Consider the following 24,329-nt stretch of genomic DNA (forward strand, 5'->3'; position numbering starts at 1 on the left):
TGCCCCGACCGCCAAATGACCACGACTAAGCGTTAACGGAACGGCGGCTCGTCGAAGCTGCGCAATTTGCGCGAGTGCAACGAGTTGAGTTCAGTGCGCAGCAGGTCCACCGCTTCAATGCCGATCTTCAAGTGCTGGCTGACCGCGCGTTCATAGAAGGCATTGGCCGAACCCGGCAGTTTGATTTCACTGTGCAGCGGTTTATCTGAAACGCAGAGCAACGTGCCGTATGGGACCCGCAGGCGATAACCCTGCGCTGCAATCGTGCCGCTTTCCATGTCCACGGCCACGGCGCGGGACAGGTTGATCAACGGTCGTTCCTGCGCCCAGCGCAATTCCCAGTTACGATCGTCATAGGTCAGCACGGTGCCGGTGCGCAGGCGTTTTTTCAGATCATCGCCCTTCTCGCCAGTGACATTGGCGGCAGCCTGTTGCAACGCCATTTGCACTTCCGCCAGGGCCGGGATCGGGATGTTCGGCGGCACCACACGGTCGAGAATGCCGTCGCGACGCATGTAAGCGTGGGCCAGCACATAGTCGCCGATGGTCTGCGACTGACGCAGGCCGCCGCAGTGGCCGATCATCAGCCAGCAATGCGGACGCAGCACCGCCAAGTGGTCGGTGATGTTCTTGGCGTTGGACGGGCCGACGCCGATGTTGACCAGCGTCACGCCGTGGCCATCGCTGGCGATAAGGTGATAAGCCGGCATCTGGTAACGGTGCCAGACCACACCGGCAGCAATCGCCGACGCTTCGCCGTGATCCATGCCCTTCTCGATGATCACGTTGCCCGGCAAGACCATGCGCACGAAACGCGGGTCGCGGCGCAACTGTTCCAGACCATGGACGATGAACTGGTCGACATAGCGGTGATAGTTGGTCAGTAGAATCCACGGCTGCACATGCCGCCAGTCGCTGCCCGTGTAGTGCACCAGACGGCGCAGGGAGAAATCCACGCGCGCGGCGTCGAACAAGGCCAGCGGCAGCGGATCGGTGTTTTCCCAGTCGTAAAGACCGTCGGCGATGCCATCGGTAGCGGCAGACAAGTCGGTGCTCGGGAACACCCGCGCCAGCACGGCAGCGGTGACGCCAGAGCCGGCGAGTTCATCGCCCTGCTCGACCACGTACGGATACGGAATGTTTTGCTGGCTGACGCCGACTTCCACAGTCACGGTGAAGTCGTGCATCAACGGCACCAACTGTTCGAGCAGGTATTTGCGGAACGCCGCCGGGTGGGTGACGGTGACGCTATAGGTGCCCGGCAGTTGCACCTTGGCATAAGCGCGGGTGGTCTGCGGCACTTCGCCCTGGCAATGATAGGTCAGACGCAGTTCGGGATAACGAAACAGAGCACGCTGCGCAGCGTCGGGTTCGACGCGATCCTTGAGGTAACGCTTGAGCGCCGAGTTCAGCGCAGTGGTGGCCCGCTCATGCAGCTCGGCCAGACGGTCCACGGCTTGTTCGGCGGTTTGAACGACAATAAACGCTTCGGTCACGATCAGCTTCCTGTGTTCTGACTTGCAGAGCTTCATCTTGCCTGCATCGTGGCGTCACGGGAACAGTGGCGTTGTGGGTGTACCCAAATCTTTCAGACAAAGCGAACCCCTGTGGGAGCTGGCTTGCCAGCGATGAGGCCGGCACATGCAACATCAGTGTTGACTGACAGGCCGCCATCGCTGGCAAGCCAGCTCCCACAGGGTTTTGTAGTGTTGGGGAGATTGCGGTCAGAAACCTTGCGGGGTCGAGCGGGCGACGATAGCTTCGACGTCTAGCCCACGCGGCAAGGCGCCGTAAACCCGGCCGCCACCGCTCAGGCGGCTGGCGATGAAGGCATCGCTGACCGTTGAATTTCCGGCCTCCAATAAAAGCCTGGCCTGTAAACCAAGCGCGATGTCTTCGGTCAGTTGCCGAGCCCGATACTGAATGTCACTGGTGTCCTTGAACTGCGCCTGCAACTGCTGAATATGCGCGGCCAGGCGCTTGTCACCGTGCCCGTCGCCCAATTCGCTGAACAACACATCAAGCACACCCGGCTCTTTCGACAACGCCCGCAGTACGTCCAGACATTGCACATTCCCCGAACCTTCCCACGTCGAGTTCACCGGCGCCTCGCGGTACAGACGCGGCAGGATGCTGTCCTCGACATACCCGGCGCCGCCCATGCATTCCGCCGCTTCGTTGATCATCCCCGGCGCACGCTTGCAGATCCAATACTTGCCCACCGCCGTCACCAGCCGCGCAAATTGCGCTTCGTGGCGATCATCCAGATGATCCAGCGCCTTGCCCATGCGCAAACTCAGGGCCAGCGCGGCTTCGCTTTCCAAGGCCAGATCAGCCAGGACGTTTTGCATCAACGGCTGTTCGCTGAGCAGTTTGCCGCCGACCTTGCGGTGTGCGCAGTGGTGGCTGGCCTGGGTCAGCGCCTGACGCATCAACGCGCTGGAACCGACCATGCAGTCGAACCGAGTCATAGCGACCATCTCGATAATAGTCGGCACGCCGCGCCCCTCCTCACCAACCATCCACGCCAGCGCGCCACGGAACTCCACTTCGCTGGAGGCGTTGGACTGGTTACCGAGTTTGTTTTTCAGGCGCTGGATGTAGAACTGATTACGCGTGTCGTCCGGGCGATGCCGTGGCAGCAGGAAACAACTCAAACCCTTGTCGGTCTGCGCCAAGGTCAGAAACGCATCGCACATCGGCGCCGAGCAGAACCACTTGTGCCCGACCAGTTCATAAGCCTGACCCGGGCCACTGGCGCCGACCGGGTAAGCCTTTGTGGTATTGGCGCGCACGTCGGTGCCACCCTGTTTCTCGGTCATGGCCATGCCGATGGTCACGCCGGCCTTGTGCGCCATGCCGACGTTGCGTGGGTCGTATTCGGTGGCGAGGACTTTCGGTAGCCACTGCTCAGCGATGTTCGCCTGCAAACGCAGGGCCGGCACACTGGCGAAGGTCATGGTCAACGGGCAACCGCTGCCGGCTTCTGCCTGGCTGTGCAGATAGGTCATCGAGGCGCGCGCGACATGCGCGCCGTCCTGTGGATGGGTCCATGGCAGCGACGTCAGGCCATGCTCGATCGCCGTGCCCATCAGTTCGTGATAGGCCGGATGAAATTCCACCAGATCGATGCGATGACCGTAGCGGTCATGGCTGGCGAACGTAGGTTTGTTCTGGTTGGCGAGGAACCCGGCTTCCATCAACGGCCCACCAGCGAGTGCACCGTAGGCATCGATCCGCGACTCCGCCCACCCGGCACCAAAGCGCCGCGACCACTCCTGCAACGGCAGGTCGATGCGGTACAGGTTAGTGCCGTCCAGCGACGGTGGCTGGTTGGTGACTTCGTGAGTTTCGGCGAACTGATGCAGGTTCATGACGGGCTCCTTCGGGCAACCAAGGAACCCAGTTAAGCACCGCTCCGCAACCGGTCAAAGTGTCATATCCGCCGAATTTGCGGCGCTTTTACCCTGTTAGCAGCACAACACCCGCCGCTCCAGCGCAGATTGCAGATCTTCGAATTTTACGGGTTTGTTCAAGTAATCGACCGGCGCCCCCGTTGCGCAAAGCTCTCGGTCGGCAGTTAGCGCCAGCATGAATACCGGCAAGTTCGCGCAGCCCGGCAACGCATGAATCTGGCAGCACAATGACGCGCCGTCGTAAGCCGGCAACTGGCAATCGATCAGCACTGCGTCGAAAGTCTCTCGTTGCAAGCAATCAAATGCCGCCGCGCCGTTGTCGGCGGTACGCACGCGAAAGCCGAGCTTGAGCAACATGCCACGCATCACCAGTTGGTTGACACTGTTGTCATCCACCAGCAGCACCGTGCAGTCCTGCGGCGCACGCACACAATCGTGCGAAGGCGCGACGATCGGCGCAGCTTCAACCGCCGGCAGTTCAAACTCAACGTCCAGTTGAAAACGGCTGCCACGTCCGGGCTCCGAGCGATGAGTGAGCTTGCCGCCGAGCAGCTCAACCAACTGTCGGCAGATCGCCAGCCCCACGCCCAGTCCGCCGTATTCGCGGGTCATCGAACCGTCGAGCTGGAAGAAGCGCTGGTACATCGTCGCCTCGCCCAGATCGGTAAAACCGATGCCGGTGTCGATCACCGCAAACGACAACGCCAGGCGATTGTCCGTCGACGGTTTGCCGGTCACCCGCAGCGCCAGCCCGCCGACGCGGGTGAACTTGATCGCGTTGTCCAGCAGGCATTCCAGGCATTGCGCGAGTTTGGCGCTGTCGCCGTACAGGCGATCTGGCAGGGTCGGCAGCACCTCGACCTTGAAGTCCAGCGACTTGCTCGCCGCGTTGCTGTCGAACTGCACGCGCAACGCTTCGACCACCGCGCGCAGGCTGAAACTGCCCGGCGCAGCCTTGAGCTTGCCGGCCTGCAATTCCGTGAGGGTGAGGATGCCGTTGACCATGCGCATCATGTCCCGCGCGGAACCGGCGGCGGTCTGCTGGTATTGCTCAAGCTCCGGATCCAGCTCGACGGTCTGCATCAGCTCCAGCGAACCGATCACGCCGTTCATCGGTGTGCGCAATTCGTGGGTCAGGGTCGCGAGGAATTCGTCCTTGAGTTTGTTGCTGTGGGCCAGTTGCTGGTTGAGCACTTCGAGTTTCTGCCCGGCGTCATACAGGGTCTTCGCCTGTTGCTCGCGCATCGCATTGATCCGGTCGGCCAGTGCCAGCGACAGCAGCGCCACTTCGATAGCTGAGCCGATCTGGCTGGCATACATGGTCAGGAATACGTTCGGCAGCAGGCCGAGCACCATCAGCGTGTTGACGATGCCGCCGAGCAGAAACGCCGACCACGCGATGATGAAATAGCGCGCCACGCGCAAACCACGCCACCAGGCCAGAATCCCGGCGGCAAAAATCACCACAGTGAAGGTCAGTGCCAATATCGTCGCCAGACGCAGCGACAGTGCGTAACTGGTCATCAGCGACAAACCGACCACCAGCGCACCGAACGCGATCAGTGCAATCAGCAAGCGATCAAGCCAGCGACTATGGTTTTTGGTCTGCAGGAAACTGCGGGCGAACTGACTGCCGAACAGCCCCGCACAGCCGATGAAAAATGGCGTGGCCGCGTTGGCCCACCACGGATTGTCCGGCCAGAAATACTCCACCGCCGCACCGTTCACCGACAGCTGATAAAGGCCAAACGAGGCGATATAGAAGATGTAATAGAGGTAACTGGTGTCGCGCACACTCAGGTAGATGAACAGGTTGTAGACCAGCATCCCCAACAGCACGCCATAAATGATCCCCAGCACATACAGGCGCACCGGCTGATCTTCGAGGTACGCCGTGCTCGACCACAACGTCACCGGCGCCTGAATCGAGCCTTCACTGGCCAGTCGCAGGTACACGGTTTGTTGTTGACCCGGTGCGAAAGCGAGGTCGAACAAATAGTTGTTCTGGCGGATCTCGCGACTGGCGAACGGCAAGGCGTCGCCGGTTTGTCGGACGAGGCGGTAGTCGCCATTGGCGTCGGCCGTATAGAGGTCGAGATGGTCAAGCGGTGGATAAGCCAGTTCCAGCAGCCAGGTGCGCTGGGCGGCGGGATTGCTCGGACGGTAATGCAGGTCAATTTTCAGCCAGAACGCCGAACGCGAGTAACCGGCATTAAGCGTGGCTTTATCGTGGGGTTTGAAATTGCCGGCGGCAGCCTGCGCGCGAACATCGGCAATGCTCGCCTGACCGCTCGGGTCTTCGAACACTTGCAGCGACCGGCCCAGAGGGAGGCTCTGGGTAAATTCGTCGAATTCGACGGCGCTCGCCATGAGGGGCAAGCAGAACAACAACATCAGCAAATAGCGCATTGAAGCCCCAGCGTGGCTCGTCCGGTTGTGTCAGGAAGCCCCCCCATTCCCTTTGAGTAGACGTAAAACCGGTATTACCTGTTATTGGTTTGGATCCAGACTAGCATAGCCGTTGATGGCCATTGAGCACCATTGAAATTTTTCCTACAAAGGCTCTAGAACGGGCGTTCCAGAGCAAAGCAGCGGGCTAGAGCTGTTGAGTTGGTCAACTTGTGACAGCATGGTCGCAATCTCTTGCCGGGTTATCGACCCGCCACAACAGCACTGAACCCGAAAATCAGCTTTGGTGGTAAGCTCGCGCACCATGAATATCTACAGCTCCCGCCCCGTTGTCCTCTGTCTCTCCGGCCACGACCCAAGTGGTGGCGCCGGCTTGCAGGCAGATATCGAAGCCCTGCTCGCGCAGGGTTGCCATGCGGCTCCGGCCGTCACCGCCCTGACCGTGCAAGACACCGTCAACGTCACTGACTTCCGCGTCCTCGACCGTGAGTGGGTGTTGGCTCAAGCCAATGCCGTACTCAACGACTCCGAAGTCGCGGCAGTCAAACTGGGCATGCTCGGTTCGCTGGAAATGGTCGACACCGTTGTCGAACTGCTTTCCGCGCACCCGCACTTGCCGGTGGTCTGCGACCCGGTGCTGCGCGCCGGCGGCGGCGGACGCCTGGGCAAGGACGAGGTGGGTTACGCGATGCGTGAGCGTCTGCTGCCGCTGTCGATCATTGCCACCCCTAACCTTCCTGAAGCGCGAATCCTCGCCGAACTGCCCGAAGGCACTGCGGACGAGTGCGCTGAAAAACTCCTGCCGTTCGTCAAAAACCTGCTGATCACCGGCGGCCATGGCGACGAAACTGAAATCCACAACCGCGTTTACAGCCGCGACGGCCTGCGTGAAACCTTTATCTGCCAGCGTCTGCCGGGCAGCTATCACGGTTCCGGTTGCACACTGGCCAGCGCCCTCGCCGGTCGTCTGGCCCAGGGCGAACACCTGGCCAGCGCTGTGCGCAGTGCTTTGGATTACACCTGGCGCACCCTGCGCGATGCCGAACAACTGGGCAAAGGCCAGTTCGTCCCGCGTCGCCTGCCGCTGGATTTCTGCTCGTAACGTCGTGAGGTCTGCCTGATGAAACTACGTGGCCTGTATGCCATTACCGACAGCCAGTTGCTGGCCGGCAAGTTTCTGTCTTACGTGGAGGCGGCGCTGGAAGGCGGCGTCACCCTGCTGCAATACCGCGACAAGAGCAACGATGAGGCCCGCCGTCTGCGCGAGGCCGAAGCGCTGCGCGATCTGTGCGAGCGCTACAAGACGCAGTTGATCATCAATGATGATGCTGAACTGGCGGCGCGCCTCAACGTTGGCGTGCACCTCGGCCAGACCGACGGCCCGCTGTCGCCGACCCGCGCCCTGCTCGGCTCGAAAGCGATCATCGGTTCGACCTGCCACGCGCAAATCGCGCTGGCCGAACAAGCGGCCAAAGAAGGTGCGAGTTATGTCGCCTTCGGTCGCTTCTTCAACTCCAACACCAAGCCCGGCGCGCCGACCTGCAGCCTCGATCTGCTCGACGAAGCCAAGCGCACGCTGCACCTGCCAATCTGCGCGATTGGCGGCATCACCCTCGACAACGCCGCGCCGCTGGTGGCCCATGGGGTCGACCTGCTCGCCGTAGTCCACGGTCTGTTTGGTGCCGAGAGCACCGCCGAAGTGACCCGCCGCGCCCGCGCGTTCAATGAATTACTGAAAGTCTGATTTGAGAGCCCGATCATGTCTCGTTCCGAAACGCTGTTTGCCAATGCCCAGAAACACATCCCCGGTGGCGTGAACTCGCCCGTTCGTGCGTTCAAGAGCGTTGGCGGCACGCCGCTGTTCTTCAAGCACGCTGAAGGTGCTTACGTTACCGACGAAGACGACAAGCGTTATGTCGATTACGTTGGTTCGTGGGGTCCGATGATCCTCGGCCACAGCCACCCGGACGTGCTGGACGCAGTGCGCAATCAGCTGCAACACGGCTTGTCGTACGGTGCGCCGACCGCGATGGAAACCGAGATGGCCGATCTGGTCTGCTCGCTGGTGCCATCGATGGACATGGTGCGCATGGTCAGCTCCGGCACCGAAGCGACCATGAGCGCGATCCGTCTGGCCCGTGGTTACACCGGCCGTGACAGCATCATCAAGTTCGAGGGCTGCTATCACGGCCACTCCGACAGCCTGCTGGTCAAGGCCGGTTCCGGCGCACTGACCCAGGGCGTACCGAGCTCGGCCGGTGTGCCGGCGGCGTTCGCCAAACACACCCTGACCCTGCCGTTCAACGACATCGACGCGGTTGAGAAGATGCTCACTGAAGTCGGCCAGGAAGTGGCCTGCATCATCGTTGAGCCAGTGGCCGGCAACATGAACTGCGTACCACCAGCGCCGGGCTTCCTAGAAGGCCTGCGCACGCTGTGCGACAAGCATGGCGTGGTGCTGATTTTCGACGAAGTGATGACCGGTTTCCGCGTTGCCCTCGGCGGTGCTCAGGCGTATTACGGCGTCAATCCAGACCTGACCACCTTCGGCAAGATCATCGGTGGCGGCATGCCGGTCGGCTGCTTCGGCGGCAAGCGTGAAATCATGCAGCGTATTGCGCCGCTGGGCCCGGTGTATCAGGCCGGCACGCTGTCGGGTAACCCACTAGCGATGGCCGCCGGTTTGACCACGCTGCGTTTGATCAGCCGTCCGGGTTTCCACGCCGAGCTGACCGACTACACCACGCGCCTGCTCGATGGCCTGCAACAACGCGCCGATGCTGCTGGCATTCCGTTCGTGACCACGCAGGCTGGCGGCATGTTCGGTCTGTACTTCAGCGGCGCCGACGACATCGTAACCTTTGAAGATGTGATGGCCAGCGACGCTGCCCTGTTCGGTCGCTTCTTCCACCTGATGCTGGAAGGTGGCGTGTACCTGGCGCCGAGCGCCTTCGAAGCCGGGTTTACCTCGATCGCCCACGGCGAAGCCGAGTTGAAACTGACACTGGACGCTGCCGAGCGCGCCTTCGCCGCACTGAAATAACCGCACTACCGCTGACGTTGGCTATCACCAGCGTCAGCATTCACCTACATCGACGCTGTTTTTCCGATGCCCCTGCTAAAAATCTCCCCTAAAGTGGTCGATATATTCCCCGCGCAGCAGAAAAACGAGTAAAGACTTTGTAAGGTTGGCCCTGCTTATTTCATAATGCGCGCTTATTGGATCCCTCGATGGGTCCGCGTGCCCTTCAGAGGTAAGTCGATTCCCATGAACCGCACCGGCCGCACCCTTGCCTTGGGCTGCCTGTTGCTCCTTCAGCCCCTGCTCGCGCATGCACAAGCAGGCGGCAACTCGTTGTTGATCCCGGCGATGGGTCGTTGCACCCTCAATACTCAGCCGCAAGACGTCACGCAGGCACTGGCTGCTTGCCAGAAAGCCGCGGACGAAGGGGATGCGCAAGCGCAATACGAGTTGGGTGAGTTCTACTACGACGGCAAGAATGCCCCACGCGACCTCAATCAAGCCTTGAGCTATTTCGAAAAAGCCTCGTTGCAAGGCCACGCTCAGGCGCAATTCAAACTTGGCACCATGTTCTTCCACGGTGAAGGCGTGCAGGCCAACAATATTCAGGCGTACATCGTGCTGAAGATGGCCGCGGTCAACGGCGCTGAAGACGCGCTGGACACGGCCGACGAAGTCTCCGAAAAAATGTCCCGCGAAGACCTTGAAACCGCGACCCAGGTGCTCGGGCAAATTTTCCGTAAATACCTGATGGAACTGCAGAGCGCCGATGGGCGTACGCCGTTTTCGCCTCTTCCCTGATTTCTCTATAGATTTTTCTGGCCTCTTCGCGAGCAGGTCTTGAAGCTTACTTCTCAGGCATCGGCATCGGAAACGGCATCACATTGCCGACCGCGCCGCGGGCTTCGCTGATTTTCGGGGTGCCCAGACGTTCCACTTCATCGATGCGCACAATCGAATGCATCGGCACAAAGCTGCGCACCACGCCTTCGAACTGCGCCTTGAGCTTTTCTTCGCTCGGATCGACGACCACTTGCGTGCGCTCGCCAAAGACGAACTCTTCCACTTCCAGAAAGCCCCACAGATCACTTTGATAGATCTGCTTGGCGTACATTTCGAACACCTGGCCCTGGTTGAGGAAAATCACCTTATAGATTGGAGCTTCGCGTTTGGTCATGGCGGGGGGATAACATCGGGGATAAAAATGAGGGCGCAAACTATAGCATAGCCACCGGACGCGCAGCGGTAGGAACCTGAAGGCTTGTTCCCTATAATGCGCGGTTCTTTGAATCACGTGATGACCCTAATCCATGGCCAAGAAGCTTTACATCGAAACCCACGGTTGCCAGATGAACGAGTACGACAGCTCGCGCATGGTCGATCTGCTGGGTGAACATCAGGCCCTGGAAGTCACCGCGCGTGCTGAAGACGCCGACGTGATTCTGCTCAACACCTGCTCGATCCGCGAGCGCGCCCAGGATCGCGTGTATTCGCAGCTCGGCCGCTGGCGCGAACTGAAACTGGCCAACCCAGAGATGGTGATCGCCGTTGGCGGTTGTGTGGCCAGCCAGGAAGGCGCGGCGATTCGTGATCGCGCGCCGTACGTCGACGTGGTCTTCGGCCCGCAGACCCTGCACCGCCTGCCGGAAATGATCGACGCCGCGCGTATCACCAAGCTGCCGCAAGTCGACGTTTCGTTCCCGGAAATCGAAAAATTCGACCATTTGCCCGAGCCGCGTATTGATGGCCCGAGCGCTTATGTGTCGGTGATGGAAGGTTGCAGCAAGTACTGCACGTTCTGCGTGGTGCCTTACACCCGTGGCGAAGAAGTCAGCCGGCCATTCGATGACGTGGTCGCCGAAGTCATTCACCTCGCCGAAAACGGCGTGCGTGAAGTGACGCTGCTGGGGCAGAACGTCAATGGCTATCGCGGTACGACCCATGACGGACGTCTGGCTGATCTCGCCGAATTGATCCGTGTTGTCGCCGCCATCGACGGCATCGACCGCATTCGCTACACCACTTCGCACCCGTTGGAATTCTCCGACAGCCTGATCCAGGCCCACGCCGACGTCCCGGAACTGGTCAAGCATCTGCACTTGCCGGTGCAATCGGGTTCCGACCGGATTCTCGCGGCGATGAAGCGCAACCACACGGCGCTGGAGTACAAATCCAAGCTGCGCAAACTGCGTGCGGCGGTACCGGGCATCTGCATCAGTTCGGACTTCATCGTCGGCTTCCCCGGCGAGACCGAGAAAGACTTCGAACAGACGATGAAGCTGATTGCCGATGTCGGTTTCGACTTCTCCTACTCGTTCGTTTACAGCCAGCGCCCGGGTACCCCGGCGGCCGATCTGGCCGACGAGACCCCGGAAGAGTTGAAAAAGGAACGCCTGAACGCCCTGCAACATCGCCTGAATCAGCAAGGCTTTGAGATCAGCCGACAAATGGTCGGCTCGATCCAGCGCATTCTGGTCACCGACTATTCGAAGAAAGACCCGGGCGAGCTGCAAGGGCGCACCGAGAATAATCGAATCGTCAACTTCCGCTGCGACAATCCGACCCTGATCGGCCAGTTCGCCGATGTGCACATCGACGCGGCGCAACCGCACTCGCTGCGTGGCTCGCTGATCCAATAAATGCAAAAGATCGCAGCCTTCGGCAGCTCCTACATGGATTACATTCCCCTGTAGGAGCTGCCGGAGGCTGCGATCTTGGCGGTCTCGACGCCAAGAATATTTAAGAGCTTTCGCACCCAGGCCTCTGGCGTTATCCTTGATTTCATCTTAATTGCCCCAGGGCGGCTAAATACGACCTTGAACGCACCCATAGAACCACATCGTTTTATCCTCGAGCCTTTTGAGGCTCGCCGCTTCGCCAATCTGTGCGGGCAATTCGACGAGCATTTGCGCTTGATCGAACAGCGCCTGACCATCGAGATCCGCAACCGCGGAAACCAGTTCGAGTTGATCGGCGACCCCAAGCACACCACGTCTGCGGAAAACCTGCTGCGCCGCCTGTACCGGGAAACCAAAGGTACTGAGCTGTCGCCGGACCTCGTGCACCTGTTCCTCCAGGAATCGGCCGTGGTCGAGCTGGACAATCACGCCCCCGCCGAAGCCTCTGTCGCCCTGCGCACCAAGAAAGGCATGATTCGCCCACGCGGTTTGAATCAACTGCGCTATGTGAAGGAAATCCTCGGTAACGACATCAACTTCGGCATCGGTCCGGCCGGTACCGGCAAGACCTATCTGGCCGTGGCCTGCGCTGTCGATGCTCTGGAACGCGAGCAGATCCGCCGCATCCTGCTGGTGCGTCCGGCGGTTGAAGCGGGTGAAAAACTCGGCTTCCTGCCCGGCGACCTGTCGCAGAAGATCGACCCGTACCTGCGCCCGCTCTACGACGCACTCTACGAGATGCTCGGCTTTGAATACGTGGCCAAGCTGATCGAACGCCAGGTGATTGAAGTTGCGCCGCTGGCCTACATGCGCGGTCGCACGCTGAACAACAGCTTCATCATTCTCGACGAAAGCCAGAACACCACCGTCGAACAGATGAAGATGTTCCTGACCCGGATCGGCTTCGGCTCCACCGCAGTCATCACCGGTGACATCACCCAGGTCGACCTGCCGCGTGGCACCAAGTCCGGCCTGCATCATGTGATCGAAGTGCTCAAAGACGTGCCGGGCATCAGCTTCACACACTTCCAGCCGAAAGACGTCGTGCGCCATCCTTTGGTCCAGCGGATCGTCGAAGCCTACGAGCGCTTCGAAAACCGTGACGAAGCACCCAAGGACACCTCGCGAAATGCTTGAGCTAGACCTGCAAATCGCGACTGAAGCGAACGCGCCGAGTGAAGCCGACTTCCGCCTGTGGTGCGAACTTGCCCTGCGCCAGCGCACCGCCGACTCGGAAATGACCATTCGTCTGGTTGATGAGGAAGAAGGCCGCGAGCTCAATCACACCTGGCGCCACAAGGATTACGCGACCAACGTCCTGTCGTTCCCGGCCGAAGTACCCGACGAGTTTCTCGACATTCCATTGCTAGGCGATCTGGTGATCTGCGTGGCGGTGGTCGAGCGTGAAGCCGCCGAACAAGGCAAGGAACTAAAGGCCCACTGGGCACATCTGGTCATTCACGGCTGCTTGCATCTGCTGGGTTACGACCATATAGATGACGAAGAAGCCGAAGAAATGGAAGCACTGGAACGCGAGTTGCTTGCCGAACTGGGCTACCCCGATCCGTACGCGGACGACGAACCCGAAACATCCCCTATCGTTACAACAAAGGATTCAGAGTAATCGCTATGAGCGAAGATCGATCGAGCAACGGGCAGAAGTCATGGCTGGGTAAACTGACCCAGGCTTTTGCCCACGAGCCGAAGAACCGTCAGGAGCTTCTCGAGCTGCTGCGTGATGCACATCAGAACAAACTGCTGGACAGCGAAGCGCTGGCCATCGTCGAAGGCGCCATTCAGGTGGCTGACCTGCAAGTACGCGACATCATGGTGCCGCGTTCGCAGATGATCAGCATCAAGGCGACCCAGACACCCCGTGAATTCCTCCCGGCCGTGGTCGACTCGGCCCACTCGCGCTATCCGGTGATCGGCGAAAGCCATGACGACGTGATGGGCGTACTGCTGGCCAAGGATCTGCTGCCGCTGATCCTCAAGGAAAACGGCGACAGCTTCAACATCAAGGATCTGCTGCGCCCGGCCACCTTCGTGCCGGAGTCCAAGCGCCTGAACGTGTTGTTGCGTGAATTCCGCGCCAACCACAACCACATGGCCATCGTCATCGACGAATACGGCGGCGTGGCCGGTCTGGTAACGATTGAAGACGTGCTGGAACAGATCGTTGGCGACATCGAAGACGAGCACGACGTCGAAGAAGACAGCTACATCAAGCCACTGCCCAGCGGTGACTTCCTGATCAAGGCGCTGACGCCGATCGAGAACTTCAACGAGTTTTTCGACAGCGAGTTCTCCGACGATGAATTCGACACCGTCGGCGGTCTGGTGATGAGCGCGTTCGGGCACTTGCCAAAACGCAACGAAATCACTGAAATCGGCGCCTATCGTTTCCGCATCCTGAACGCCGACAGCCGTCGGATTCATTTGCTGCGACTGACGCCAATTGCTCGTTAATTCTAAGGACTGAAATGCGCTGGACAACCCGCCCCGGCTGGCCCGGTAACCTGCTGGCCGTGGCGGCCGGTGCAATCACCACCTTCGCTCTAGCACCTTTCAACATCTGGCCGCTGGCTTTGCTGGCGGTCGGCTTGTTCTATGCCGGTTTGCGCGAGCTGAGTCCGCGTCAGGCACTGGGCCGTGGCTGGTGCTTCGGTTTCGGCCTGTTTGGTGCCGGCACCAGCTGGATCTATTACAGCATCCACCATTTCGGCGGCGCTTCGGTGCTGTTGGCCGGGTTCCTGATGCTGCTGTTTACGGCGGCGATTGCCTGGTTCTTCGCCTTGCCGGCCTGGTTATGGGCGCGCTGGTTGCGCCGTAACGAAGCACCTGTGGCTGATGCCTTGGCGTTCGCTGCCTTGTGGGTCGGCCAGGAAGCGTTTCGTGGCTGGTTCCTCACCGGCTTCCCATGGCTGTACTCGGGTTACAGCCAGCTCGATGGCCCATTGGCCGGACTCGCTCCAGTGGGTGGCATGTGGCTGGTGTCGTTCGTTCTGGCACTGACCGCAGCACTGATCTACAACGCCCCACGCCTGCTGCAAACCGGCCGCAAAGGTTTTGTTGCCGCAGGTTTGGTGCTGCTGGTTGGCCCTTGGGTGGCCGGCACTGCGCTCAAGGGCCATGCCTGGACCAGCCCCTCCGGCGCGCCGCTGAGTGTTGCCGCGATTCAGGGTAACGTCGCGCAAAGCATGAAATGGGATCCGGCTGAGCTCAACGCGCAGTTGGCTTTGTATCGCGATTTGAGCTTCCGCTCGAAACCGGTGGACCTGCTGATCTGGCCGGAAACCGCCGTGCCGGTATTGAAGGAGTCCGCCGAGGGCTACCTGACCATGATGGGCACCTTCGCCGCCGAGCGTAAATCGGCGCTGATCACTGGTGTACCGATCCGCGAAACCGTTCGTCACGAAAAACGCTTCTTCAATGGCATCACCGTGGTCGGCGAAGGCGACGGTACTTATCTGAAACAGAAACTGGTGCCCTTCGGCGAATACGTGCCACTGCAGGATGTATTGCGCGGGCTGATCGCCTTCTTCGACCTGCCAATGTCCGACTTTGCCCGTGGCCCGGCCGATCAGGCGTTGTTGCAGGCCAAGGGTTATCAGATCGCACCGTTTATCTGCTACGAAGTGGTGTATCCGGAATTTGCCGCCAGCCTGTCGGCGCGCAGTGATTTGCTGCTGACGATCAGCAATGACACCTGGTTCGGTACCTCGATCGGTCCGCTGCAACATTTGCAGATGGCGCAGATGCGCGCGCTTGAGGCTGGGCGCTGGATGATTCGTGCAACCAACAACGGTGTGACCGGACTGATCAACCCGTTCGGACAGATCACCGAGCAGATTCCGCAGTTCGAACAAGGGATTTTGTACGGTGAAGTGGTACCGATGCACAACCTGACGCCGTACCTGCAATGGCGCTCGTGGCCATTGATCATTGTCTGCTTGCTGTTGTTTGGCTGGGCACTGATGGCGAGCCGGATGTCGAAAACCCTTTAAAGCCTCCTACAATGATCGCTCCCACGCTCCACGTGGGAATGCCGCCGGGGACGCTCCGCGTTCCGCTTCGGATGTGGCGCAGAGCGCCACCGGATGCATTCCCACGCAGAGCGTGGGAACGATCAGTCAGCCCGGTAAGACAGCGAATACCCCACCTGCCCCACCGCTTCATTCAACAACTGCCCGCTCTGCCAGATCGACTTGAACTCCGGCAGCCAGCCACCAAACGGTCTCGCGTTATCAGTTCCGAGAAATCCGACCGGGGCCGGCACCACTTCAAAACCCGCCTGTTGAAAACTCCATACCGATCGCGGCATGTGCCAGGCCTGCGTCACCACGACCACGCGCTTGATCCCCTGCGGCAACAAGATATCGGCCGTGAACTTCGCATTTTCCCACGTAGTGCGGCTCTCGCCTTCCTGCCAGCGCACGGTCACGCCAAAATCGTCGCGCAACGAATCCGCCATCAACTTCGCCTCGGTCGGCGGCGTACCGTAATGCAGGCCACCAGTGGTCAAAATCGGCAAACCGGATGCCTTCGCCAGTCGAGCCGCATACCGCTGACGCTCAAGGCCCACACCGGTCGGCTGATCCTCACCCCAGGCCAGATCGCCGCGCTCACGACCTGAGCCCAACACCACAATCGCGTCGGCCCGCTGCGCCAGCGTCGCCCACTCTTCACGGGCCAACGGTGGCTCGCGTTCCAGAGCTTTCGCGCCCCACTGCACGACCACCGGCAGGCTCATCAGCCACATTCCGCCAAAGCCAATGGCAAAACACAATCCAGCCAGGCGCGGCCGTGAGCGGCGCAGCCACCAAGCGGCCAGCAACAGCAGCAAAAGAATGCCGGGTGGTAACAAAAGTTGTTTGATGAAATAACGAAAAGGCATCGAGCATCTCCACAGATGCCCGAAGCCTAAGAGTGTTAATAAAGCGTTACAACCAATAGGTGGGATCCCGTTGAAAAAGATCCGGTTCTTGACCTGCCATGCGCTTACTTGGCCTGTACAGAGCGAACCTTGACGGTGTCTCTGCCGGGCGCCTTGTCCTTGAGCCAGATGACCTTGGCCGAATGTGCTGCATCGAGCTGCTTCACTGCCTGTGACAAGCATCCATGCGTTTCACGTTCACTGCGATCCAGATAGGCCTTGACCAGTTTGAACTCGGCGGGACTCAAGCCACGCAATTCCAGTTCCAGGGGGCGCTCGTCGCGCAGCCGGTCAGCGGTTTTTAATGCGTCCAGGGCCATACCAAGACGATCGATCAATCTTTCGTACAACTCGGGTTTCGTCACGTTTTTTTGCCGTTGCTCCACCATCCCTCACCTCATTGAAGATAAGACTCACTCCCCAGTTAGAGCTTAGCTTCGCTGCACAAACCGGCTGCACGCCGCGACCAACGGCCCTCGCCACGGATTTGCCGGGACAAACAGCTGTAATCAGGGTTTCCCTAGGCCGAGCGCGGTCATGTATGCTACGGCGCTTCCTGTAATTCCACTTCCAGCTCGTCCGGGCCAACCCCGGCACCTGCGTTGAAGAGGATTAGGCCACCCCTATCCAGTACAAAAGTAGCCATGCACGAACAATATCAGCCCCGTGAAATCGAAGCCGCCGCCCAGTCGTTCTGGGACGAGCAAAAGTCCTTTGAAGTCAGTGAACAGCCAGGCAAGGAAACCTACTACTGCCTGTCGATGTTCCCTTACCCCAGCGGCAAGCTACACATGGGGCACGTGCGCAACTACACCATCGGCGACGTGATCTCCCGCTACCAGCGCATGCTCGGCAAGAACGTTCTGCAACCTATGGGTTGGGACGCGTTCGGCATGCCGGCAGAAAACGCCGCGATGAAGAACAACGTCGCGCCGGCCAAGTGGACCTACGAAAACATCGCCTACATGAAGACCCAGCTGCGCAGCTTGGGTCTGGCGGTCGACTGGTCGCGCGAAGTCACCACCTGCAAACCGGATTACTACCGCTGGGAACAATGGCTGTTCACTCGCCTGTTCGAAAAAGGCGTGATCTACCGTAAAAACGGCACCGTGAACTGGGACCCGATCGACCAGACCGTTCTCGCTAACGAACAGGTGATCGACGGTCGCGGCTGGCGTTCCGGCGCGCTGATCGAAAAGCGCGAAATCCCGATGTACTACTTCAAGATCACCGCTTATGCGGATGAGCTGCTGGAGAGCCTCGACGAGCTGACTGGCTGGCCTGAACAGGTCAAGACCATGCAGCGCAACTGGATCGGCAAATCCCGCGGCATGGAAGTGCAGTTCCCGTACAACGTCGACTCGATTGGCGTAGCCGGCACCCTGAAAGTCTTCACTACCCGTCCGGACACCCTGATGGGCGCGACCTATGTCGCCGTGGCTGCCGAGCATCCGCTGGCGACCCAGGCAGCGCAGAACAACCCTGAGCTGCAAGCGTTCATCGCTGAATGCAAGGGCGGCAGCGTTGCTGAAGCCGACGTCGCCACACAAGAGAAAAAAGGCCTGCCGACCGGCCTGTTCGTCGAGCACCCGCTGACCGGTGAGAAACTGCCTGTTTGGGTCGCCAACTACGTGCTGATGCACTACGGCGACGGCGCTGTAATGGCCGTACCGGCGCACGACGAGCGCGATTTCGAATTCGCTCACAAGTACAACCTGCCAGTGAAATCGGTGGTGCGTACCAGTTCCGGCGACAGCAACCCGGCCCCGTGGCAAGACGCCTACGGCGAGCACGGCACACTGATCAACTCCGGCGAATTCGACGGTCTCGACTTCGCGGGTGCGTTCGACGCCATCGAAGTGGCCCTGATCAAGAAAGAACTGGGCGCCTCGCGCACTCAGTTCCGCCTGCGCGACTGGGGCATCAGCCGTCAGCGCTACTGGGGCTGCCCGATCCCGATCATCCACTGCGATGCATGCGGTGACGTGCCGGTACCGGAAGATCAACTGCCTGTGGTCCTGCCGGAAGACGTGGTGCCGGACGGTGCTGGTTCGCCGCTGGCGCGCATGCCGGAATTCTACGAGTGCAGCTGCCCGAAATGCGGTCAGCCTGCCAAGCGTGAAACCGACACCATGGACACGTTCGTCGAGTCGTCGTGGTACTACGCCCGTTACGCCTCGCCGCACTTTGAAGGCGGTCTGGTGGAAAAATCCGCAGCCGACCACTGGTTGCCAGTCGATCAGTACATCGGTGGTATCGAACACGCCATTCTTCACCTGCTCTACGCGCGCTTCTTCCACAAGCTGATGCGTGACGAAGGCCTGGTCAGCTCCAACGAGCCGTTCAAGAACCTGCTGACCCAAGGCATGGTGATCGCCGAAACCTACTACCGTCGCGAAGCCAATGGTGCTTACACCTGGTTCAACCCGGCGGACGTAGAACTCGAGCGCGACAGCAAAGCCAAGGTCATCAGTGCCAAGCTGAAATCCGACGGTCTGCCGGTAGAAATCGGCGGCACCGAGAAGATGGCCAAGTCGAAGAACAACGGCGTTGACCCACAGTCGATGATCGATCAGTTCGGCGCCGACACCTGCCGCCTGTTCATGATGTTCGCTTCGCCACCTGACATGAGCGCTGAGTGGTCCGACTCCGGCGTCGAAGGTTCGCACCGCTTCCTCAAGCGCGTCTGGCGTCTGGCGCAAGCCCACGTCACTCAGGGCTTGCCGGGCAAGCTGGACATCGCCAGCCTGAACGACGAGCAGAAGGCCGTGCGCCGCGCCATTCACGTGGCCATCAAGCAGGCCAGCCACGACGTCGGCCAGAACCACAAATTCAACACCGCCATCGCCCAGGTAATGACGCTGATGAACGTGCTGGAAAAAGCCGCGCAAAGCACCGAGCAGGATCGCGCGCTGATTCACGAAGGTCTGGAAGCCGTGACGCTGTTGCTGGCACCAATCACGCCGCACATCAGCCACGAACTGTGGAACCAGCTGGGTCACGCCGATGCAGTCATCGACGCCGGGTGGCCTGCAGTGGATGAAAGCGCTTTGGTGCAGGACAGCCTGACCCTGGTCATCCAGGTCAACGGCAAACTGCGCGGCCAGATCGAAATGCCGGCCAGCGCGACCCGCGAAGAAGTTGAAGCAGCAGCCCGCGCCAACGAAAACGTACTGCGTTTCGTCGACGGCCTGACTATTCGTAAAGTGATCGTTGTGCCGGGGAAACTGGTCAACATCGTCGCCAGCTAATTGGATCGGGCGCCAGGCTCGCCTGGCGCCAAGTAAAACCTTTCGGGCCGTACAATCGGCCCACGTGGTTTCAAGGGGAGCAACACAATGATCAAACGCAATCTGCTGGTGATGGGCCTCGCCGTTCTGTTGAGCGCCTGCGGTTTCCAGCTGCGCGGTACCGGCACTAACGAACTGTCGATCAAGGAACTCGACCTGAGCGCCCGTAATGCCTACGGCGAGACGGTCACGCAACTGCGTCAGGTGCTGGAGTCGAGCGGCGTCAAGGTTTACAGCGGTGCTCCGTACAAACTTTTCCTGGCTGACCAGCAGGAGAGCCAGCGCATCCTCAGCTACGCCGGTGCCGGTCGTACGGGCGAGTATCAAGTCAGTACTGTTCTGAACTACGAGATCCGTGGCGACAAGAACCTGCAACTGCTCAGCGACAAACTTGAAGTTCAGAAAGTGTTTATCCACGACGGTAACAACCTCGTGGGCTCCGATCAGGAAGCCAACGACGCCCGTCGCGAAACCACTCGCGAACTGGTCCAACGCATGATGTTGCGTCTGCAGCAACTGACCCCGGGTCAACTGCAGCAGCTGCAGCAAGCTGCCAATGACCGCGCCAAGGCAGAAGCCGATGCGCTGCAAGCGGCACAAAAGGCTGAAGCGGAAACCCCGCGCCAGTCGCCGCTCGAAGTACCGCAGCAGTAAGACGTTCGGGGCGCTCAGGCGCCCCGTTCGGCATTTCTTATGAAGCTCGCTCCCGCCCAACTCGGTAAACACCTGCAAGGTGCTTTGGCGCCTGTCTACATCATCAGCGGCGATGACCCGCTACTGTGCCAGGAAGCCGCCGACGCCATCCGCAGCGCTGCGCGTCAGCAAGGTTTTGATGAACGCCAGGTCTTCGCCGCCGACGCCAATTTCGATTGGGGCACGTTGTTGCAGGCCGGCGCCAGCATGTCGTTGTTCGCCGAAAAGCGCCTGCTGGAACTGCGCCTGCCCTCGGGCAAACCCGGTGACAAAGGCGCCGCTGCATTCATCGAATACTGCTCGCGTCCCGCTGAAGACACGGTGCTGCTGATCAGCCTGCCGAAGATGGATGGCAGCGCGCAGAAAACCAAGTGGGGCAAGGCACTGGTGGAAGGCCAGCAGACCCAGTTCATCCAGATCTGGCCGGTGGACGCCAATCAGTTGCCGAGCTGGATTCGTCAGCGCTTGTCTCAGGCTGGTTTGTCGGCCAGCCAGGACGCGGTCGAACTGATTGCTGCACGCGTCGAAGGCAACTTGCTCGCTGCCGCGCAGGAAATCGAAAAGCTCAAATTGATGGCCGAAGGTGGGCAGATCACCGTTGAAACCGTGCAGGCCGCCGTGGCCGACAGTGCGCGGTTTGACGTGTTTGGTTTGACCGACGCCGTGCTCAACGGCGAGCCGGCCCACGCGCTGCGCATGCTTGAAGGCTTGCGCGGTGAAGGTGTCGAACCGCCGGTGATTCTCTGGGCGCTGGCGCGGGAGCTGCGCTTGCTGGCTAATATTTCGTTGCAATACAGCCAGGGTACGCCGCTGGACAAGTGTTTCAGCCAGGCGAAGCCGCCGGTCTGGGACAAGCGCAAACCTTTGATGAGCAAAGCCCTGCAACGCTACTCGGCGCAACGCTGGGCGCAGTTGTTGCTCGAAGCCCAGCGCATCGATGCGCAGATCAAGGGCCAGGCTGCCGGTTCGCCGTGGATGAGCCTGAGCCGCTTGGCATTATTGATGGCTGGCCAACGCCTGTCATTGCCTGCCGAGTAAGATCAAAAGATCGCAGCCTTCGGCAGCTCCTACACCGATCCCTGTAGGAGCTGCCGAAGGCTGCGATCTTTTGACTTTCCTATAGCATGAGCAGATTATCTGCTGCGCAAAACCTCACTCACTCGAGAGAACCCTAATGAGCAAAAAGCCAGCAAAGCATGGCCCCAACAAGGCCAAATCCATCGTCGCCCAACCCCTGTTCCGCAGTCGCCAGGAACGACCAGCCAAGGGTAAAGGCAGCTACCGCCGCGAAGCCTTCCAGTCTGACAGCTGGGAGGCTTCTTACTTTCTGGCCGCTTAAAGCGCAGTACCCCCCGCTCATGTTAAGGTCTGCACCTGATTCGTTTTCCTGGAACTGTGCATGCCCCTAAGTCTTTCCCGTCGCTGGCCTGTTCGCCAATTGATCGCTGCCTCCAGCTTCATTCTGCTTGTCGCCTGCGCGGAAAAACCGACCGCCGCCGATGCGCAACCCCTTCAAGCCGCGCCCGTCGCCACGGCCCCAGCGATCATCCCGCCGGTAGTGCCGTCCGCCGACCCTCTTGATCTTCAGCCGACCCAGACCTTTGCCGAATGGCAGGCCGGTTTCCGCAAGGACGCCCTCGCCGCCGGGATCCGCCCTGACCTGTTCGATCGCGCCTTTGCCAATATCAGCTTCGACGCTAGCGTGATTCGCGCCGACCGCAGTCAGCCGGAATTTTCCCGTCCGGTGTGGGAATACCTTGATGGCGCGCTCTCGCCACTACGAGTGCGTAAAGGTCAGGCACTGATCAGCCAGTACGCCGATATTCTGCAAAGCATCGAACAGCGTTATGGCGTTGACCGTCAGGCGCTGGTGTCGGTGTGGGGCATGGAAAGCAATTTCGGTCAGTTTCAGGGCAGTAAGTCGGTGATCAACTCGCTGGCCACCCTCGCTTACGAAGGCCGTCGGCCGGGCTTTGCTCATGCGCAATTGATCGCTGCGCTGCAGATCCTGCAACAGGGTGACATCACGCCAGAGAAGATGCTCGGCTCGTGGGCTGGCGCCATGGGGCAGACCCAGTTCATTCCGACCACTTACAACACTCACGCAGTGGACTTCGACGGTGACGGTCGCCGCGATATCTGGGGCAGTCCTGCCGATGCGCTGGCCTCAACTGCGCATTACCTGCAAAGCTCCGGCTGGCAGCGTGGCCAGCCGTGGGGGTTTGAAGTGCAGTTGCCGAGCAGCTTCAACTACACCCTGGCTGATGGCGCGATTCGCAAGAGTGTCGCCGAATGGCGTCAGTTGGGCGTGACCCTGCCGAATGGCGGTCAGGTGCCAGCAGGCTCTGAACAGCTGTCTGCCGCCCTGCTGCTGCCGGCTGGTTATCGTGGGCCGGCATTCCTGATCCTCGACAACTTCCGCGCGATCCTCAAGTACAACAACTCCTCGTCGTACGCGCTGGCAGTGAGCCTGTTGTCCGAGCGTTTCAGCGGTGGCGGCTTGATCAACGGCAGTTGGCCAAAAGATGACCTGCCGCTGAGCCGCACCGAGCGTATGGAATTGCAGACCCTGCTGAGTGCGCGCAATTACGATGCCGGCACGGCGGACGGGATCATCGGCGCCAACACGCGCAAGGCGATTCGCAGTGCCCAGCAGTCATTTGGCTGGCCGGCGGACGGGTATCCGACGCACAAGTTGCTGGAAAGCCTGCGTAGCCAATAGAACGAATGCCGTATGGCTGATATCGCTTTCGCGAGCAGGCTCGCTTCCACATTGAAATGCATTCCAAATGTGGGAGCCTGCTCGCGGAGACTGACTATCAGGCAATAAACCTTCAGGCCTTGATCACCACATCCTGCTCCAGCATCAATTCCTGCTTCCCGGCATCCAGCCGCACCAGCGCCCCCATCGGCAGCGTCAGGTTCGGATCGCAATGCCCGCTACGCCACCCCGATAACACCGGAATCCGCAACGGCTCGAAAGTCTGCTTGAGCAATCGGTTCAGTGCCGCGACTTCCACCCCCGCCACGTCCCCGACCAGCACACCTCGCAATTTTGCCAGTTTGCCGGCCAGGCGCATCTGTGTCAGCAAGCGATCAATGCGATACAGCGGCTCGTTGATGTCCTCGATGAGCAGAATCACCCCTTCGACATCAATCTCGTAAGGCGTGCCCAAGGTTGCGGCGATCATCGCCAGATTACCGCCGAGCAAGCGTCCGTGCGCAATGCCAGGTTCGACGGTAGTCAACGGATAAGCCACCGGATGGCTCAGCACACTCCCCGCCTTCAATTGCCCGCGCAGCATGGCGAAGAATGAAGTGACCGTCGGCGGCTCCTTGTCGCCCAACAAGTCAGCGTTGAGCAGCGGCCCGTGGAAGGTCACGAATCCTGCGTAACGACTGATGGCCAGGTGCAGCGCGGTGATATCGCTGTAGCCAACGAATGGCTTGGCATGGCGGCTTAGCAGGTCGTAATCGATCCGGTCGAGCAAGCGCGGCGTGCCGTAGCCGCCGCGCAGGCAAATGATGGCATCGACCTCGGGATCAGCGAATGCCGCATGCAGATCACGCAAACGCACGTCGTCACTGCCAGCCAGATAGCCGTCTTTTTCATAAACACCGGGAAACACCTTCAGCCCATAACCGCGGGCTCGCATCCATCGCACCGCCTCATCGGTGTCCAGAGCACCAGGGCCGGCAGGCGCAATGACGCCGATCAACCCTTCCGAGGGCAGTGCAGGCACGGCTCTGTGTGGGCAAAGAGTATGGGTCGGTCGAACGGTCATCCTTGGATCTCCCTGTGAGTCATGCACACACAGTAGTCAGGAACGGGGGCAAACAGAAGAGGGTCGGCCACGCCGCAGGTTGCAGGAAAAATCAGCATCG

21 protein-coding genes are annotated in these 24,329 nt (G+C 60.1%); 14 read left to right on the forward strand and 7 right to left on the reverse strand.

Features of this window, described 5'->3' with window-relative positions:
- Positions 1–32: 32 nt before the first annotated feature.
- The 3 genes from amn to LOY43_RS24835 all read right to left on the reverse strand — a co-directional run bounded on the left by amn (position 33) and on the right by LOY43_RS24835 (position 5,825).
- The gene (gene amn, locus LOY43_RS24825; protein ID WP_016986142.1) at positions 33–1,532 is read right to left on the reverse strand and encodes an AMP nucleosidase; all 1,500 of its coding nucleotides are present in this window, start codon (positions 1,530–1,532) and stop codon (positions 33–35) included.
- Between the two features lie 192 nt (positions 1,533–1,724).
- Positions 1,725–3,374 carry an acyl-CoA dehydrogenase family protein gene (locus LOY43_RS24830; protein WP_095125488.1) on the reverse strand — a complete coding sequence of 550 codons (1,650 nt, stop codon included), beginning with the start codon at positions 3,372–3,374 and terminating at the stop codon, positions 1,725–1,727.
- 96 nt (positions 3,375–3,470) lie between these two features.
- A complete protein-coding gene (locus LOY43_RS24835) occupies positions 3,471–5,825 on the reverse strand; it encodes a hybrid sensor histidine kinase/response regulator (protein WP_095125489.1) in 2,355 nt (784 codons plus the stop codon).
- A 304-nt stretch (positions 5,826–6,129) separates the two neighbouring features.
- Here LOY43_RS24835 and LOY43_RS24840 point away from each other — a divergent pair, with 304 nt between their 5' ends.
- From LOY43_RS24840 to LOY43_RS24855, 4 genes are all read left to right on the forward strand, one after another.
- Complete coding sequence (locus LOY43_RS24840) at positions 6,130–6,927, forward strand: hydroxymethylpyrimidine/phosphomethylpyrimidine kinase (protein WP_007909650.1); 798 nt, start codon at positions 6,130–6,132, stop codon at positions 6,925–6,927.
- A gap of 18 nt (positions 6,928–6,945) precedes the next feature.
- Positions 6,946–7,569: a thiamine phosphate synthase gene (thiE, locus tag LOY43_RS24845; protein ID WP_095125490.1), complete on the forward strand. Its 624-nt coding sequence runs from the start codon at positions 6,946–6,948 to the stop codon at positions 7,567–7,569.
- A 15-nt stretch (positions 7,570–7,584) separates the two neighbouring features.
- Positions 7,585–8,868, forward strand: a complete 1,284-nt coding sequence (gene hemL, locus LOY43_RS24850; RefSeq protein WP_093434628.1) for a glutamate-1-semialdehyde 2,1-aminomutase — start codon at positions 7,585–7,587, stop codon at positions 8,866–8,868.
- 225 nt (positions 8,869–9,093) lie between these two features.
- On the forward strand, positions 9,094–9,648 hold the full coding sequence (locus tag LOY43_RS24855; RefSeq protein ID WP_003228518.1) for a tetratricopeptide repeat protein: 555 nt from the start codon (positions 9,094–9,096) through the stop codon (positions 9,646–9,648).
- 46 nt (positions 9,649–9,694) lie between these two features.
- On the opposite strand, the gene LOY43_RS24860 is transcribed toward LOY43_RS24855, so the two are convergent.
- On the reverse strand, positions 9,695–10,024 hold the full coding sequence (locus tag LOY43_RS24860; protein WP_003185742.1) for a DUF1820 family protein: 330 nt from the start codon (positions 10,022–10,024) through the stop codon (positions 9,695–9,697).
- 133 nt (positions 10,025–10,157) lie between these two features.
- Here LOY43_RS24860 and miaB point away from each other — a divergent pair, with 133 nt between their 5' ends.
- The 5 genes from miaB to lnt all read left to right on the forward strand — a co-directional run bounded on the left by miaB (position 10,158) and on the right by lnt (position 15,532).
- Entirely contained in the window at positions 10,158–11,486 is a 1,329-nt protein-coding gene (miaB, locus tag LOY43_RS24865; protein ID WP_095048763.1) for a tRNA (N6-isopentenyl adenosine(37)-C2)-methylthiotransferase MiaB, read from the forward strand.
- A gap of 177 nt (positions 11,487–11,663) precedes the next feature.
- On the forward strand, positions 11,664–12,662 hold the full coding sequence (locus LOY43_RS24870) for a PhoH family protein (protein WP_095048764.1): 999 nt from the start codon (positions 11,664–11,666) through the stop codon (positions 12,660–12,662).
- Positions 12,655–13,149: an rRNA maturation RNase YbeY gene (ybeY, locus tag LOY43_RS24875; protein WP_064390733.1), complete on the forward strand. Its 495-nt coding sequence runs from the start codon at positions 12,655–12,657 to the stop codon at positions 13,147–13,149. Before LOY43_RS24870 ends, ybeY begins: the two co-directional genes overlap by 8 nt.
- 5 nt (positions 13,150–13,154) lie before the next feature.
- Positions 13,155–13,994: an HlyC/CorC family transporter gene (locus tag LOY43_RS24880; protein ID WP_007909641.1), complete on the forward strand. Its 840-nt coding sequence runs from the start codon at positions 13,155–13,157 to the stop codon at positions 13,992–13,994.
- Positions 13,995–14,008: 14 nt separating this feature from the next.
- Positions 14,009–15,532 (forward strand): apolipoprotein N-acyltransferase, encoded by a 1,524-nt coding sequence (gene lnt / locus LOY43_RS24885; protein ID WP_095048765.1) that lies wholly within the window; start codon positions 14,009–14,011, stop codon positions 15,530–15,532.
- 122 nt (positions 15,533–15,654) lie between these two features.
- On the opposite strand, the gene LOY43_RS24890 is transcribed toward lnt, so the two are convergent.
- Entirely contained in the window at positions 15,655–16,422 is a 768-nt protein-coding gene (locus LOY43_RS24890; protein ID WP_258708862.1) for a YdcF family protein, read from the reverse strand.
- A 104-nt stretch (positions 16,423–16,526) separates the two neighbouring features.
- Positions 16,527–16,850, reverse strand: a complete 324-nt coding sequence (locus LOY43_RS24895) for a hypothetical protein (protein ID WP_095048767.1) — start codon at positions 16,848–16,850, stop codon at positions 16,527–16,529.
- Between the two features lie 255 nt (positions 16,851–17,105).
- On the opposite strand from LOY43_RS24895, the gene leuS reads away from it, so the two are divergent.
- The 5 genes from leuS to LOY43_RS24920 all read left to right on the forward strand — a co-directional run bounded on the left by leuS (position 17,106) and on the right by LOY43_RS24920 (position 23,166).
- Entirely contained in the window at positions 17,106–19,712 is a 2,607-nt protein-coding gene (gene leuS / locus LOY43_RS24900; protein WP_095048768.1) for a leucine--tRNA ligase, read from the forward strand.
- 87 nt (positions 19,713–19,799) lie between these two features.
- A complete protein-coding gene (gene lptE, locus LOY43_RS24905) occupies positions 19,800–20,405 on the forward strand; it encodes an LPS assembly lipoprotein LptE (protein WP_095048769.1) in 606 nt (201 codons plus the stop codon).
- 39 nt (positions 20,406–20,444) lie between these two features.
- The gene (gene holA, locus LOY43_RS24910; protein ID WP_095048770.1) at positions 20,445–21,482 is read left to right on the forward strand and encodes a DNA polymerase III subunit delta; all 1,038 of its coding nucleotides are present in this window, start codon (positions 20,445–20,447) and stop codon (positions 21,480–21,482) included.
- A gap of 136 nt (positions 21,483–21,618) precedes the next feature.
- Entirely contained in the window at positions 21,619–21,783 is a 165-nt protein-coding gene (arfA, locus tag LOY43_RS24915; RefSeq protein WP_095048771.1) for an alternative ribosome rescue factor ArfA, read from the forward strand.
- 60 nt (positions 21,784–21,843) lie between these two features.
- A complete protein-coding gene (locus tag LOY43_RS24920) occupies positions 21,844–23,166 on the forward strand; it encodes a lytic murein transglycosylase (RefSeq protein ID WP_095048772.1) in 1,323 nt (440 codons plus the stop codon).
- Positions 23,167–23,278: 112 nt separating this feature from the next.
- On the opposite strand, the gene LOY43_RS24925 is transcribed toward LOY43_RS24920, so the two are convergent.
- Positions 23,279–24,229 carry an LD-carboxypeptidase gene (locus LOY43_RS24925; RefSeq protein WP_095125493.1) on the reverse strand — a complete coding sequence of 317 codons (951 nt, stop codon included), beginning with the start codon at positions 24,227–24,229 and terminating at the stop codon, positions 23,279–23,281.
- Between the last annotated feature and the right edge of the window lie 100 nt (positions 24,230–24,329).

The sequence above is a fragment of the Pseudomonas sp. B21-041 genome, assembly GCF_024748675.1.
GTDB lineage: Bacteria > Pseudomonadota > Gammaproteobacteria > Pseudomonadales > Pseudomonadaceae > Aquipseudomonas > Aquipseudomonas neuropathica.

What these genes read in the sequence shown, in the direction of transcription:
- amn (WP_016986142.1), bottom strand. Translation starts at nt 1,532, where the DNA reads ATGAAGCTCTGCAAGTCAGAACACAGGAAGCTGATCGTGACCGAAGCG.
- LOY43_RS24830 (WP_095125488.1), bottom strand. Translation starts at nt 3,374, where the DNA reads ATGAACCTGCATCAGTTCGCCGAAACTCACGAAGTCACCAACCAGCCA.
- LOY43_RS24835 (WP_095125489.1), bottom strand. Translation starts at nt 5,825, where the DNA reads ATGCGCTATTTGCTGATGTTGTTGTTCTGCTTGCCCCTCATGGCGAGC.
- LOY43_RS24840 (WP_007909650.1), top strand. Translation starts at nt 6,130, where the DNA reads ATGAATATCTACAGCTCCCGCCCCGTTGTCCTCTGTCTCTCCGGCCAC.
- thiE (WP_095125490.1), top strand. Translation starts at nt 6,946, where the DNA reads ATGAAACTACGTGGCCTGTATGCCATTACCGACAGCCAGTTGCTGGCC.
- hemL (WP_093434628.1), top strand. Translation starts at nt 7,585, where the DNA reads ATGTCTCGTTCCGAAACGCTGTTTGCCAATGCCCAGAAACACATCCCC.
- LOY43_RS24855 (WP_003228518.1), top strand. Translation starts at nt 9,094, where the DNA reads ATGAACCGCACCGGCCGCACCCTTGCCTTGGGCTGCCTGTTGCTCCTT.
- LOY43_RS24860 (WP_003185742.1), bottom strand. Translation starts at nt 10,024, where the DNA reads ATGACCAAACGCGAAGCTCCAATCTATAAGGTGATTTTCCTCAACCAG.
- miaB (WP_095048763.1), top strand. Translation starts at nt 10,158, where the DNA reads ATGGCCAAGAAGCTTTACATCGAAACCCACGGTTGCCAGATGAACGAG.
- ybeY (WP_064390733.1), top strand. Translation starts at nt 12,655, where the DNA reads ATGCTTGAGCTAGACCTGCAAATCGCGACTGAAGCGAACGCGCCGAGT.
- LOY43_RS24880 (WP_007909641.1), top strand. Translation starts at nt 13,155, where the DNA reads ATGAGCGAAGATCGATCGAGCAACGGGCAGAAGTCATGGCTGGGTAAA.
- lnt (WP_095048765.1), top strand. Translation starts at nt 14,009, where the DNA reads ATGCGCTGGACAACCCGCCCCGGCTGGCCCGGTAACCTGCTGGCCGTG.
- LOY43_RS24890 (WP_258708862.1), bottom strand. Translation starts at nt 16,422, where the DNA reads ATGCCTTTTCGTTATTTCATCAAACAACTTTTGTTACCACCCGGCATT.
- LOY43_RS24895 (WP_095048767.1), bottom strand. Translation starts at nt 16,850, where the DNA reads ATGGTGGAGCAACGGCAAAAAAACGTGACGAAACCCGAGTTGTACGAA.
- leuS (WP_095048768.1), top strand. Translation starts at nt 17,106, where the DNA reads ATGCACGAACAATATCAGCCCCGTGAAATCGAAGCCGCCGCCCAGTCG.
- lptE (WP_095048769.1), top strand. Translation starts at nt 19,800, where the DNA reads ATGATCAAACGCAATCTGCTGGTGATGGGCCTCGCCGTTCTGTTGAGC.
- holA (WP_095048770.1), top strand. Translation starts at nt 20,445, where the DNA reads ATGAAGCTCGCTCCCGCCCAACTCGGTAAACACCTGCAAGGTGCTTTG.
- arfA (WP_095048771.1), top strand. Translation starts at nt 21,619, where the DNA reads ATGAGCAAAAAGCCAGCAAAGCATGGCCCCAACAAGGCCAAATCCATC.
- LOY43_RS24920 (WP_095048772.1), top strand. Translation starts at nt 21,844, where the DNA reads ATGCCCCTAAGTCTTTCCCGTCGCTGGCCTGTTCGCCAATTGATCGCT.
- LOY43_RS24925 (WP_095125493.1), bottom strand. Translation starts at nt 24,229, where the DNA reads ATGACCGTTCGACCGACCCATACTCTTTGCCCACACAGAGCCGTGCCT.